Genomic DNA, 14,179 nt, shown 5'->3' with positions numbered 1-14,179 from the left:
TGCATTTCAGAGTTTGATGTGGTGTAAAAACGACAACTTAGAGGTGAATTGCGTCAGAACATATAATTTATAGGTAGAACTACGTTTTTTATAATTCTTTCTTCATCATAATATCTATCTGCTCGTCGTTACCCATTTTGAATATGTGTTTGTCAAAAGCTATAAATCCGTTTTTTTCGTAGAATCTTATTGCTCGTGGATTTTTTTCCCAAACACCTAACCATAGATAAGAGTTATGCTTTTCCCGAGCAACCTCGAGCGCTTTCTCATAAAGAAGTTGACCTACCTTTTTTCCATGATGACTGCTTTTGACGTATATGCGCTCAATTTCTAAAGCTTTTTGGTCTTGTTGTTCTGTCTGTGCAGTTCCGGTATTTAATTTTAGATAACCAACAGGATTTTCATTTTCCCAAGCGATATAGAACGATGAATCTGGATTCCTCAATTCAGCAATCACGCGACTATTATTAAAACTGTCTTCAAGATACTTTTCCATATCCTCTTTCGTGTTACTATCGGCAAATGTTTCAAAGAAAGTTTCTCTACCAATGCGCTGAGTGGCACTTAAATCATCAATAGTAGCCTTTTTGACCTGTATGTATTCCATTATTTAACTTATTTTGGTTTACAAATTTACTCAATAACTAGACAAAACTATCTGATATCATTGTTGAGTTCGGCATCAAGTAAGCGGTCTGCATCATCATATCCAGTAGGCAGAATAATACCTTCCGTATTTGCCCCCGACGAAATCAACGCTGCAATCGAATCCGTTTTGCGGCAGTCCATCCAGTAGGAATCGGTACAAGCACGTATAGCGAGCAACAATGGTGTATTTCCGTTAGTATCTTTTGTATTTACGTTTGCTCCGTTATTGATGAGCATTTTTACTGCATCATGAGCTCCGCGCCAAGCTGCAATCTGCAATGCAGTACTATTTTTCGGAATTCCAAAATAACCATCTCCATTTACATAAGGCGTATCTACTTGAATATCCAAGGCAAGAATTCTTCCTATTCCTGCCGCGTTGTTATTTCCCGCAAACCCACCAAGTAGCATACCTCCATACTCAGCCGATAAAATTCCTGTTGCAGATTCATCCAGCGCACAGGCTCTGGCCAGTTCGTCCATTCCCTGCAGGGATATGTCAAATCCGTAATCCCGGAACAATTGCAATACGTCTGCCCTGCCCCTTTGTGCTGCCATCACTGTGGCAGATCTGCCGTCTTTCTGGCTTTGCAATCCAGGATTAGCATCATGCTCCAGTATCATCAATATGTTTTGTAACTGATTGTCGCGCAGGATGGCCTGGTGTAGCGCTGTAACGCCCCAAATGGTTAAACGATTAGGATCTGCCCCACTGTGCAATGCCAAGCGGATGCCTTCGGTATCATGAATATCACACTTACGCAACAGCATAGTAGCCAGGGAATCTACAGTCATCTTACCACTATCGAGCAATAGCTGGAAGGCACGGTTGTCGTAACTTTCTGGTGAATGATAAGGTATTTCGTTGTCGTTAGGATTTGCACCGTTGTTGAGAAGCAATCGGGTCAATTCCGGATGGAATGCTACCCCAGAAGCGCCATAAAGGACACTTTCCCACTCTGTATGAGGTGTATGCTGATCATCAAAGAAACCTGTATTTACATCAGCTCCGGCCCTGATCAATGTTTGAGCAGCGGAAACAAAAGATGCCGGAGGGAGACTATGCAAAAACCGGGAAAAACAGAGATAGGTTAATGCATCCCATCCTAGTGTTCCTCCTTTAGCGGTGGCAAGAGAAGGATCTTGAGCCAAAAAGTGTTTTATGGCGATGTCATTTCCAAGCAATGCAGCCGTGTAAATGCTACTTTCGGCAATGTCGGGAGAAGAAGCAAGTAAGGCTTCGGCTTCGTCTGTTGAGCCATACCATACACTGGCTTTAATAAAGGCATCTAGTGTGTTCATAAAAGGTAGCTTTTGAAATAAAGATAAATATTATTCGGATTTACCTGAACTGCTATCTTAACCTGTAAACTCAGAAACTTTACAATATGTGTTCATTATTTTCTTTTATTTGCAGTCAATATTAATCTATGAAAGTTAAAAGAATCGTTGTAGACATATCCACGCAAAACATAGATGCGGCCAAACAATTCTACCAAGTTATATTTGGGCTTGATTTATTGATGGATCATGGTTGGATTAAGACCTATGGGTCTAATGAGAATCAAAACATTCAGATAAGCTTTGCAACGGAGGGTGGTTCGGGTACACCGGTACCTGATTTATCTATCGAAGTCAATGACATTGATGAGGCGCTTAAGCGAATGAGAGATTGTGGGATATCAATTGAATATGGTCCCGTTGATGAGCCGTGGGGTGTTCGTAGATTTTTTGTGCGTGATCCTTTCAACAAATTGGTTAATATTTTGGCCCACATATAATTATCACAAATAATTACGGAGATAACTGAATTGCTAGCTATATAAGGAATAGCAAAACTACCCGCTTTTTTTTCTTACCTCCTTCTAACTGCACCATCAGTGTATAATTGCTTCAAAGGCTTGATTTGGTGAGGTAACCTTGCGATAAAAAATTATCACAAAAAATACAGGTAAACCATTAGAAAAAAATACAAATTTTCATCTATTGTTTGAAAAAGCAATAATTAGTCACTTTGAGTACATCTTAAAAATTACCGTTATGAAAAAATTTGGAATTATTTGCTTCGCCATGATATTATTTGGTGTAGCATCTGTAAATGCACAAGGCATTTTAGATAAAATAGACCGTGCACTTGACAAGGCGGATAAAGCGGGAAAACAAGCTGATAGAGCCGGAAAAACCGGTGGTAAAATCGGTAGTTTCTTTGGCAAAAAGAAAGTTGCGGAGGAAGAAGTGGCAGCCGAAGCGCAGACTACTGTAAATATTATCGGTGTCGATTTTGCTACCCTAAAGAGCATTAATGAAAAGGCAGCAAGTACTAAGGGTGTGGCCAGTTCGAAAATGAAATTTAGCTCATCGGGCTCTACAATTAATTTGCAGCATAGCGGCACAACAGAAGATTTACTGGTTGCCTTACAACAGACCAATCCGGCCATCTTTGCCGAGAAAAATATTGAAGCCCTGGAAGACGGACAAATATCAATTAAAATTAAAAAGTAAAAGATAATACCAATGAAAAACACTTCAATTGTAACACTGGCAATAATATGCATCTCTTACCTTGCTTCATGCAAAAAAGATAAAGATGGGCCATCAAATGAAGAAATTCTTAAAAATAAAATCGAGGATGTAATTCCACAGCAATATTTAGATACCCTTAAAAGATTAAATTTTCCAGTTAATGAAGGTACAACACCCCCTAATATGGAGGGCGCATTTTATGTATCGCCACTGATTCTAAAAGCATCAAACATATCCGGAGATAAACCGGGAAATGCATTTCTGAGTTCAAAGGTGAAATTTTTTGACCAACACAATGATGATTTTGGTATAAGCTTAATTGGCGAGCATGTATTAACTTTAAGAGATACCAGCATTGTAACGGCAATATCAGGTTCGGGAAATAATTTTACCATCTACGGGAAAGTTAAATCTACTTATGGCTCCTACTCTGCCATATTTGCTACGATAATTTCGGGTGTAAAAGAAGGCAACAACATTAAAAATTACACTATTGGTTTAATAAACATTGATAACAGCAAAGGTGGTACAGGTATTTTTGTGCCTGAGGGAAAAGCCAGAATTGCTTATGATTCTGACTTAATCACCGAAAGCATTGAGTATGATGCAAAAACAGCAAATTCTGGTAATGAAAAAACCTTAAAGTTAGTAAAACCGTTAGGAGGAGATTAGATTTTTGCACTTAGCCCGGGGGCTAACCACCCCCACCCGGGCCACCTGGCATCCCCCTTGGAGGACGACCAACAAACTTTTGCAGTCTGAGTGTAATGGTGAGCAGGTAATAACGCCCTAAGCGGTTTACGCTGCTTTGCGTAATGGCATAAGCGTTTTGAGTTGAGGTAAAACCTGTATTCTCACTAAATACATCATACACAGAAAAGCGCAGCGTACCTATGTTGTTCTTTAGAAAACGCCGCTCTAGGTAGGTATTCAGAATATTTGGGTTGGTGGAACCACTGAAGCCTTCATAAATCATCTTGCTGTAGTTATAATTTAAGGTCCAATTTTTCAGGAAATAGAGGTTGCCATTCGTGCCAAGAGTAATGGTTTGAAAGTTATTGTCAATATTGGCATGTGCGACAGAATTTTTGGATTGATTAATACTATAACTGGCACTCGCCTCTGCGTCTAAAACCTCGGGAATATCTACCCTGAAACGTACTCCCTGAGAAAGCACAAAGTTTTTAGCGATATTCTTTTGGACAGTTTGATCAATACCGAGTGAATCGAGAACATCAGTGAGGTAAGAAATGTTGTTATTGTAAGTGACCTTCCCATTAAAGAATAAGCTGTATCTTCGTTTTGCCCATGGCTTGGCAAACGCATAATATGCCGAAGCATTATAAAACCCAGAAGCATTCTGATATTTCGTTAATATTGCCCCCGCTAGCCTTGGGTCAGCTTTGTAATTGCGTGGATAGGTAACGGTGTTGGCTACAATCTTATGGTCAGTTTGAGTAAAACTCAGATTCACAAAAAAAGTTTTGCCCGTACCGTCTCCGAATTTGTTATACCTGATCTGAAAGTTGTTGTTGTACTCGGGCAGCAGATCCGCGTTACCCTGTATCGGATAGCTGGCCTCTGAAAAGTCAATCACCGGCTGCAATTGGTAATAGACTGGTGAATTGCTTGCTCCCTGGTAGTCCAAAGCCAGTGCCTGAAGGTCGGAGAAGTTATAAACATAATGCAGTACCGGTGAAAAATTAAATATGGTTTTGTGTGTCGGGGCAGTGGCAGATGATGAGCCCTTCAGCAATGTTGGTTGCGCGGTCACACCCAATGTAAAGTTATATTTCTGGTCAATTACCTGATAGTTTACGGTAAAATTGTTGGTGATGAAATTGAAATTGTAATCGTTACTTAAATTAGGATCGCGATTGACATCACCTGCGCCGGTAACCGTGTCGGTAAGCCTGTCCGCCCCTGTTTGTACGTTATGGTACTGGTAATTGAATTCCAGATATGTTTTTTTACTTATCGGCTCCAGGTATGACAAGGAAAGACCCAAGCTGTCGGTACGCCTGCTGGTATTGATCATCTGATTTACCGGGGCATTGGCATTGCCTTCCAGATAATTGTAGACAGGATTCTGATACTGTTTATTTCTTGTAGTACCACTGGCTAACAATACATTGAGATTGCGCCCGCGCTTCCGAAACCGATGGTTGTACAATGCACTAAGGCCAAAGTTGGGCGCCTTGGTGTGAGACAATAAAGTTCTTGTATAATCTGAGATTAAAGTGTTACCGATATTTTGGGCTTGTAGCCTACTTGCAAAATTTTGATCGGTGCGCCCCCCGCTGTACGAAAACGTAGGGATGAATTTAAAGTAATTTACTGTATCTGGCTTGTATTCTATATTGAATTTAAAACGATGGTTAAGATTCTGGGTATTCTCTGTGCTATTGCTGTTCTGGACTGAAGGTAGCTGGCCTGATATGTTATTTTGAACCGTTTTTAAAGTGGTGTATACCGAGTTGTCTGCAAGACTATAGCTGCCGTAAACTTTTACCTTTTTACTCCAATCATCACGATAGTTAAACCCTAATGAGCGTGTGGTAGTAATACCTTTTGGATCCGGACCAAACACATTCGGACGGTCTCCGCCAGTAAAGGTAAACAGGCTTGTATTGGTATTGTTGACGTCACCTGATATGGTTATCTGACGCTTGTCCTGGAAACTGAATACATTGGTTGCTCCGACATAACGACCCCCATTTTTTATCCCTGCTGTTTCCCGAACAGCATCACGGCCACTGCCCACAGTTCCCTGACCAAAATAGCCATGATTTTTATCCTTCCTGATATTAATGTTTAATACCTTTTGTGGGTCACCGATTTTGATGCCCGTAATATTGGCCTGATCACCGTAATCGTTTATGACCTGTACATTCTGCACCAGATTTGCAGGCAAGTTTCGGGTCAGGCTTTTCACATCACCTGCCATATAATCTTTCCCGTTGAGTCGCACCTTGTTTACTTGTTTACCTTGTGCTGTGATGTTACCATCGTTACTTACTTCTAAACCAGGCATTTTCTTAATGGCGTCTTCAATTACTGCACCTTCTCGCACTTTGTATGCTGATGCATTGTATTCAATTGTATCTTCCCTTATTTTAACCGCATTAGCATTAGTGACTGTAACACCTTGAAGCGTAATAGGGTCACTTTTTAATACGATTGGATCTAGTTCGGCTGTGATGTTGTTAGGAACAAGATTATACCGCCGTTTAACACCCTGATAACCTAAAGAAGTAACCACCAGGCTGAATTGATTAACTGATACCGATGAGAAGGTAAACCTGCCAGTGGAATTAGTAGCAACAACTGAACTGTCTTTATCTGTAAACAATTTAATCGTTGCCCATGGTAGCGTTGCTCCTGTGGAATCTTTTACCACACCGGTTACCTGACGGCCGGTTTGTGCGTAAACCTGCATACTGAAAAGCAAGGCAGCAACTGAAAGAAAATGTAGACGTCTCATGATCCCTGATTTGGTGCGTTGCAAACCAAAACAGCTGTTGCAATTTTGTTGCCCTCTGCATCTGACTGGTAGGTAACTATTGTTACCCTGCTACCTATTTTTAAATCGGACACTAAGATGGCGCCTGAAGAGTTTCTGATGGTTGTCTGGCGGGTAAGTTTAATCATTACTTTCTCGCCGTCGCGCTGTTGAACAATGATAGCCTGATTTCCTGTACTTACAATCTGCCCCAGGCCACCGGTGCCCCCACAGGGGTCGTTGCCTTGAGAAGGCCCACTACCTTGACCCTCTTCAGCACGGTCAGACCTGCCGCGCTCCGGGCCCGGTTCCAAACGTACCGGAAACTGACCTTTCTGATAAATAACAAGACCATAACATGCTACACCAGCAGCTACAAGCATCATTATAATTACGGCAATCCTGATATTTTTGGATTCCATCAAACGCAGCTTCCTTCCCAGAACGGTAAAGGCCCAATAGCCTATCATAACACCAAGTCCGTTTAATATAACATCATCAATATCAAATATGCCCACACGCAATAGTACCTGTAATCCCTCGATTGCAAAACCGGTGGCAATTGCAAGCACAAACATTTTTTTCCATGTGATGTCCGCAAAAACCAAAGGGCCCAGCAATCCTACCGGTACCAGCAAAATAATGTTTCCGATAAGATTAATGCCTCCGATTACCAAGCCCTTCTCCCCTAGCAGATACACCAAAATGGTTTTGAACGGAACTAAATTGGCCGGACCTGTTTGTGATCCACCAAAATAAATCATCAAGGAGCCTATCCTGATCATGGGCACATCCTTAAATACCATTACCTTGATCAGGATCGCACTATAAGCGATGAGAATAAATGTTGATATTAATTGCTTCTTCATAGACACAAAGCAAAAGCATTATTTATCCATCCTAAAATGTAATATACCGCGACAAGCAGATCATAGACGGAGGCTTCTTTTTGTTCGATTAACGAGATCTTATATATCATAAAAAAAGGTAATCCCCGTTAAAAGACGAAAAATGCCTGTTGGTCGGCACAAAATGGCTCAATAGCGCTGGAATTTGCAGGAAACCAGTTAATAAGTGATATTGCAGCTGTTTTTATTATGTTCCGGACAAATAATGAAACCAGTTTTATGAAATGAAACTATTACTATCAAAAAGCAAGCTGATAACCATATTGATACATATCCTGGTTTGGAGTGTATTCGGGCTGGCTATATTTTTTTATCTGCCTTTTTTTTCAGGGATTAATATTCATTATGCATTCTGGATAAGACAGGTAATTACGCTTGGCCTGCTGGTGATTGCATTTTATATCAATGCTTTTGTTCTGGTGCCCAGGTTTTTGTTAAAAAAACATCCTGGTTACTATTTTGCAATAATCATTGGGGTGATTATAGTTATCGTGCTTTTAGATGGTTGGAGTGAACCGGCGCTTAACTTTCATCAATGGCTGTTTGATGAATCTTTTCATAAACGTTTGATGATGAAGATATTGGCACACCGAGGAGAAAATATATTGCAAGTGTTTACTTTAGTTATTTCTGTAATGGTGCTTGGTATCAGTACCAGCCTGGCCACCATTGGGAAATGGCAAAAAGATAAGCAGAAACGCGAGGAGATGGAAAAAGACAAGATCACTTCAGAGTTGTCGTTCCTTAAGACACAGATCAACCCGCATTTCTTCTTTAATACATTGAACAATATTTATGTGCTTACCCAGGTTGACGGGGATATGGCCGGCGAGGCCATTCACCAGCTTTCTCGCATGATGCGGTATTTGCTTTATGAAACGCAGCAGGGACAAACCCAGCTGAGCCAGGAAATTGCCTTTGTGGAGGATTACATTAGTCTGATGCAATTGCGGTTAACCGACGCAGTAAAGGTGAAGATTGATACTCCCCCGCAATTAAAGGATATGCCCATGGCACCGATGATTTTATTGCCTTTCCTTGAAAATGCCTTTAAGCATGGGGTGAGTGCGACAGCGCAAAGTCATATCGATATTGTGATCCTGCAACGGGAAAGTCTGCTTGATATTACTGTAAAAAATTCGATAATGAAAGATAATAGTGTTAGCTTAGATACCAGCGGCGGCATTGGTTTGGTGAATACCCGCAGGAGGCTCGAGCTGCTTTATTCAGGTAAACATAAACTAGAGATCTGCGAGCTCAATGCCGATAATGAGTACACTGTTCACTTAATTCTGGATCTGTTATGATATTGAATTGCATTGCAGTTGATGATGAGCCCCTGGCACTTAGTCAGGTGTGCAAATTCATTGAACAAACGCCTTTTTTGCACCTGGCAGGAAAATACGCAAATGCTGTGCATGCACTAAAAGCCATTCGCACTGAGAAGATTGACCTCATATTTCTGGACATACAAATGCCCGACCTAAATGGCATTGAGCTGGCACGCGTACTGGACACGGGGCTTGATAAACCGCGCATTATATTTACTACAGCTTACAACCAGTTTGCCCTGGAGGGATACACAGTAGATGCTTTGGATTATCTGCTAAAGCCCTTTAATTACAAAGAATTTCACCGGACTGCCCAAAAGGCTTTGAACTATGCTGAATTACTAAATAAGCCTGCTGCAAAAGCCCCCGTGGCAAATGAAACAGAAAGTGCAGACGAAGATTATCTTTTTCTGAAAGTGGAATATCAACTTGTGCGCATCGCCCTGGATGATATTCTGTATATCGAAGGCTTAAAGGATTATGTAAAGGTTGAACTAAAGAATGCCGAGAAAGCAACCCTATCGCGTACCAGCTTGAAAGCATTGGAAGAAAAATTACCCCCGAAACGTTTCATGCGTGTGCATCGTTCGTTTATCGTTTCACTGGATAAGATCACATCCATGACCAAAAACTCGGTACATATTGGCAAAATGATGATCAGCGTGGGTGATCAGCATAAAGATGCTTTTGCTCAGTTTGTTGGGAAATGGACTTGAAAACCGCAACAAAACTGTAAGGCGTTTGGTCTATTGAGTAGTTTTATTTTCTGTAAAGTGGGCATCTTTTGAGCAGATATTCCAATGGGCCAGCATAAGAACCATCGGTATTACTTAAAAAAGCTTTATGGGTCTGGCTATAAATACTGGCGTTATTGTCCATATAAATATGCAGACTTACGGCCACATCGTATCGTTGAACAGCATTGCTGGATGAGGAACCGTAAGAAGAAATTCCTTTTACATCTTTGTCGCCATCGCGTTTCACCTTGGTATTTGAATTTTCGCTTGAAGAACTGGTCTGGTAGCCTTTATTTTGTGTAACTATGCCATCAACAATATACTCTACACCAAGTATATCACAAATTTCTTTCATGGTAAAACTTATCATTTTGTCTCTGGTTACCCCTGCCTTGGCTAACATAGCATTGGTTGTTCTTGAATCCAAAATGGTATAACCTGCCGAATGCTGTGAAAGGAATCCATAAGTGTCTTCCTGTGCCTTGAGGCCAATTGCATCTGCGCCAGGTTGATTGTCCATCAAATAAGTGAATGGGAGGACAGCTATTTTATTGTGATGATCAGCTGGGGAGGCAGACATGCTTACAGGATCTTTTTGGCGGTCCTGAGAAGGCTGACTCTGTTGGCTGATTATTTCAATTCTGCCACTGGAATGCACAATTTTAGCAATATCAAATTTTTTAACGACGTATTCCGCAGTTTCGCCATCATATATAAATGTAACATCGCTGTCGGTTACCTTGACAACTTTGCCTTTCATTTCTTCGCCGTTAAGTTTTTGAATAATATCTTGTTTTGCAGTATTTGTTTGTGCAAACAGATTAACAGAAATCAGACTTACAATAAGCCATAAGTAGAGCTTTTTCATAGGATTAAGATGAGTAAACAAATATAATGAATGTAACATATCTGTTTACTCCTTTTTTCAATTTTCGTTTAAAGTACTTCGTTTCCTTTCTTCTTCCGCGCCATTACTTTTCTTAGTATTTTTTATGGTACCTCCAAAGTTGTAACTGAAGTTTAATTTCACCATTCTGGTTTCAAACTTGTTTCGCCATATTTGTTGTACAGCGCCACTATTTTGTTGGTAGTAATTTCGGTATGATTTAAATAGGTCAACAATGCTAAGCTGGGCGGAGGCACGTTTATTTAAAAACTGCTGCCGAACACCTGCAGTTAAATAGGCGAAAGCTTGGTTGGTAATGGAGCGGCTTATGCTTTTACCCTGGTAATTGAGAAGAAACATCAAAGAGAAGTTCTTGCTGAGCGAGAAACTATTGTACGAAGTTCCAGTGAGACTGAAAATACCGTCGTTCTGTAGTAAGACACTATTAAATTCACCTTTAAAAGATCGTTTCGATAAAATAGCATTGGTACTCGTATACCACCATGACAGCACTTGTTTACCGTATATGGCTTGCAGTGTGAAATAATCAGAATAATCAGCATTACCTGGCAATGTAGTAATAACGCCGTCATTTAGCGGAACAGAGAGATTGGTAAAATCATTGACACTATAACTGTAAGTAAGGCCGAAGAAAAATGCATTTTTATAGCCATACCACAAGTCGGCATTGTAGGCAATTACAGGTAGAAGTGCAGGATTTCCCTGTTGTAAATTGTTACTGCTAATGATGCGTACCAGCGGGTTTAGACTTTCGTAACCTGGACGTTCTACCCTTTTGTTGAGCCCTAATGTAAGGTTATGGTTTTTAGTTAGTTTATAATCGAAATGGAGTGATGGAAATGATTGAAGGTAGCTCCTACTCTGCCCATGCGTATACTCTCCTCTAACACCTAACTGATATGAAAACTTTTGACCAGTACGACCATAAGTTAAATAAATTGCAGAAATACTTTCTTTATAATTGAATAAATCGGTTTGCTGACCATTCATATCCTGATAAAAATTATTATTTCCGGAATTGACATAACTTGTTTTCATACCCATCTCTAATTGACGGCCATTGCCTAATGGGTGAGCATAATCCATTTTGAATGCATAGACTTCAAAAACTCGGTTCTGTGCTATCACACTTGGCAAATCTGAAACTGGATTGAAAGTGATGGTTCGATTATCCTGATCGTTATAGTTTCCATAACGATAATAATCTAAATCTGTGGTTAGTTCTCGTCCCACAGTATCAAATTGATGTTGTAGGTGGAATCCTGAAGAGAAATTGGTTGCACGAATATCAACCAGATTGACAAATTTGGATTGCGTAAGGTCATTTCCTGCCTGATCAGTATTATTGATGTTGGCAAAACCATCCCGATCAAAGCTTTGAAATCCCGGTTTAACTGAAGCAGACAAAGTAGTGCGTTTAGAAAGGTAAAAATCTACGCCCAAGTTGGGTGTATAATTGGCGTTGGTTCTTGTACTTTGGATATCGGAGACAGAGCGACCGATTGGTGTTCCCTTAGCATTAAAGAAGGTGGAAGCAATGTAAATGTTGTAAAAATAATCATTGTAATTATAATCAAAGTTTAATAGTAGGTTATAAACTTCTCCCTTGTAATTTAGGTTGATTCCGCCATTCGCTTTTCCAAATGTTCCTTTACCACCGCCAGCATAGATATTCCCGTTCAATCCGGTTTTGTAATTGCGTTTACGGATAATATTAATGATAGCGCCATTTCCTGCAGCATCATATTTGGCTGATGGTTGAGCAATGAGTTCTACTTTTTGAATAGCCGATGAAGACATACCTTTTAGCAAGCCCGCTAATGCTTCTCCAGAAAGCGTGGTGGCTTTGCCGTCGATATAAATCTGAACCGATTTTCCGTTTAGACTAATCCGGTCATCTGGTGTAACGGTAACGCCCGGCAGTTGGTTCATGACTTCGATTATTGGCGCACCAGAACCTAATCCATTCAAGTTAACGATGAGTTTGTCAGCCCTTCTTTCCACAAATGGAAGCGATGCGGAAATGTTTACAGCAGCCAGTTGTGTTGCAACCGGTTTAAGTTGTATGGTGCCGGGCGATTCAGTTCGTGCATTAGCAATATCGAAAACTTTAGAGTAACCTGTGCCATAACCCATCATCTTGAGCTCGATCAAATATTTTCCTGCAGGAATCTCAAAGGCAAAGTGTCCTTTGTCATCAGCAAGTACAGCTTTTACAGTACTGGAATCTCGACTATTTTTTAAAGTCACTTGTACAAATGGAAGTACGGTGCTATTTTCATCCACTACATCGCCAGTAACTTTGCCAGGTTTTAGTTGGGCATTAAGAAGCATTGTGCTGAGGAGCAAAACGAAAACTAAACAGTAATAAAATCGAGTGGATTTAAGAATTAGATATAGCATAATGTTTGGGTAATTTGAATAATCCAAACATATAACTAATTATTTAGTCATACAACTAATAAATTAGATGCAGCAGCTAAATATTTAAATATACTATCTATTTACCTGATTATCAGACTAAAAATTAATACCAATTTGATAAGCTGAACGCACTTTTTTTCCACTTTGCAAAGCTGGCTCCCATTTCGGACTTAATTTTATTGCCCTTAACGCTTCTATATCGCTCGCTTCATTCAAACTATTTTCAACTTTTTCATTGGTAATTTCTCCATTAGTTTCTACGACGAAACTAACCATAACCCTTCCCTCTTTATCGGAGACTTTTCTCGCGGTTTTAATCAAATATTTGCTGAAAGCCTCAAAGCCACCAGGGAAACTTGCTGGCTGATCAATTTTGTTTGTGCCATAACTATCAAAACCGGAAGTATGGAATGAGCACATCATCGTCATCAAAACAATCAAAGGCATACACAAGGCATATTTCCACAAGCTATAAACTTTAGATTTTTTACGTTGCAACATATTGATCCGTGCTTCTAAAAATGAATGATTGCTGAAAGTATTCGTCAAAGCTGATCCGGCCTTAAAGTTCTGTAAAAACAGCACTACCGCATATTGCTTTTTGCTTACTGCGAAGTTCGCAGCATGTTCATCTGCCAGGTACTCGTGTATAAGCTTTAAGCTGTTACGGTAATAATAAATTATCGGATTGAACCAAAAGAACACACCAATCAGTTCAATCAGTAATATATCTAATGTGTGAAACTGTTTTACATGTACAGTTTCATGCGCGTCAATCGCGGCAAAATTATCAAGTTCCTGGTCGATCACTTTTGTTCTCCAAAACGAAAAGGCACTGCCCCTTTCTTGTAATTGTATTTGCCTTTTTACGCCAAAAAGTTTAATCAATAATAAACCTGTAGTAAATGCTACACCAATCCAGTAAATAAAAGGTAACCAATTAAATTCTTGCCCGGCTACAATTACCAGCTTTCTGCTATCAATGATCGATAATTTAGAAACCATCAATTCCACTTTTGGCACTGCAATTAAAGTGGAAAGATCCATTAATGGAAGCAGCGGAGATAAACAAAGTGCAGATAACAAGTAAATTCTATTCAACAGAAAAAACGTTTCGCGTTTGAGCAGTACCAGATAAAAAAAATAAAATATTGTCAGCAAAATGCTCGACCAGAAAAAGTAAAGCTGAGGTTCCATGT

Annotated in this window: 12 protein-coding genes; 5 read left to right on the top strand and 7 right to left on the bottom strand. The window is 40.0% G+C overall.

Features of this window, described 5'->3' with window-relative positions; all coding sequences use genetic code 11:
- Positions 1-88 precede the first annotated feature (88 nt).
- Positions 89-607, bottom strand: coding sequence for a GNAT family N-acetyltransferase (locus HQN86_RS20005; protein ID WP_172662665.1), 519 nt, complete (start codon positions 605-607; stop codon positions 89-91).
- Positions 608-654: 47 nt separating this feature from the next.
- A complete protein-coding gene (locus tag HQN86_RS20000; protein ID WP_172662664.1) occupies positions 655-1,950 on the bottom strand; it encodes an ankyrin repeat domain-containing protein in 1,296 nt (431 codons plus the stop codon).
- A 128-nt stretch (positions 1,951-2,078) separates the two neighbouring features.
- Between HQN86_RS20000 and HQN86_RS19995 the strand changes: the two genes are divergently transcribed.
- From HQN86_RS19995 to HQN86_RS19985, 3 genes are all read left to right on the top strand, one after another.
- Positions 2,079-2,429: a VOC family protein gene (locus tag HQN86_RS19995; protein ID WP_172662663.1), complete on the top strand. Its 351-nt coding sequence runs from the start codon at positions 2,079-2,081 to the stop codon at positions 2,427-2,429.
- Positions 2,430-2,688: 259 nt separating this feature from the next.
- Positions 2,689-3,150, top strand: coding sequence for a hypothetical protein (locus tag HQN86_RS19990; RefSeq protein ID WP_172662662.1), 462 nt, complete (start codon positions 2,689-2,691; stop codon positions 3,148-3,150).
- Positions 3,151-3,162: 12 nt separating this feature from the next.
- The gene (locus HQN86_RS19985; protein ID WP_172662661.1) at positions 3,163-3,843 is read left to right on the top strand and encodes a hypothetical protein; all 681 of its coding nucleotides are present in this window, start codon (positions 3,163-3,165) and stop codon (positions 3,841-3,843) included.
- Positions 3,844-3,865: 22 nt separating this feature from the next.
- Here the strand turns inward: HQN86_RS19985 and HQN86_RS19980 are convergent, their stop codons facing one another.
- Complete coding sequence (locus HQN86_RS19980) at positions 3,866-6,655, bottom strand: TonB-dependent receptor (RefSeq protein WP_172662660.1); 2,790 nt, start codon at positions 6,653-6,655, stop codon at positions 3,866-3,868.
- Positions 6,652-7,542: a VanZ family protein gene (locus HQN86_RS19975; RefSeq protein WP_172662659.1), complete on the bottom strand. Its 891-nt coding sequence runs from the start codon at positions 7,540-7,542 to the stop codon at positions 6,652-6,654. The genes HQN86_RS19980 and HQN86_RS19975 overlap by 4 nt, the downstream gene beginning before the upstream one ends.
- A gap of 263 nt (positions 7,543-7,805) precedes the next feature.
- On the opposite strand from HQN86_RS19975, the gene HQN86_RS19970 reads away from it, so the two are divergent.
- Positions 7,806-8,888: a sensor histidine kinase gene (locus HQN86_RS19970; RefSeq protein WP_172662658.1), complete on the top strand. Its 1,083-nt coding sequence runs from the start codon at positions 7,806-7,808 to the stop codon at positions 8,886-8,888.
- Positions 8,885-9,628 carry a LytR/AlgR family response regulator transcription factor gene (locus HQN86_RS19965; protein WP_172662657.1) on the top strand — a complete coding sequence of 248 codons (744 nt, stop codon included), beginning with the start codon at positions 8,885-8,887 and terminating at the stop codon, positions 9,626-9,628. The genes HQN86_RS19970 and HQN86_RS19965 overlap by 4 nt, the downstream gene beginning before the upstream one ends.
- A 43-nt stretch (positions 9,629-9,671) precedes the next feature.
- Here the strand turns inward: HQN86_RS19965 and HQN86_RS19960 are convergent, their stop codons facing one another.
- The 3 genes from HQN86_RS19960 to HQN86_RS19950 all read right to left on the bottom strand — a co-directional run bounded on the left by HQN86_RS19960 (position 9,672) and on the right by HQN86_RS19950 (position 14,177).
- Positions 9,672-10,517 carry a hypothetical protein gene (locus HQN86_RS19960; RefSeq protein ID WP_172662656.1) on the bottom strand — a complete coding sequence of 282 codons (846 nt, stop codon included), beginning with the start codon at positions 10,515-10,517 and terminating at the stop codon, positions 9,672-9,674.
- Between the two features lie 57 nt (positions 10,518-10,574).
- Positions 10,575-12,890: an outer membrane beta-barrel family protein gene (locus tag HQN86_RS19955; RefSeq protein ID WP_172662655.1), complete on the bottom strand. Its 2,316-nt coding sequence runs from the start codon at positions 12,888-12,890 to the stop codon at positions 10,575-10,577.
- Between the two features lie 186 nt (positions 12,891-13,076).
- Positions 13,077-14,177, bottom strand: coding sequence for a M56 family metallopeptidase (locus HQN86_RS19950; RefSeq protein WP_172662654.1), 1,101 nt, complete (start codon positions 14,175-14,177; stop codon positions 13,077-13,079).
- Between the last annotated feature and the right edge of the window lie 2 nt (positions 14,178-14,179).

The organism is Pedobacter panaciterrae (assembly GCF_013204795.1).
In the GTDB taxonomy this organism is placed as follows: Bacteria; Bacteroidota; Bacteroidia; order Sphingobacteriales; family Sphingobacteriaceae; genus Pedobacter; species Pedobacter panaciterrae.
This window is presented reverse-complemented; position numbering and strand designations above follow the sequence as displayed.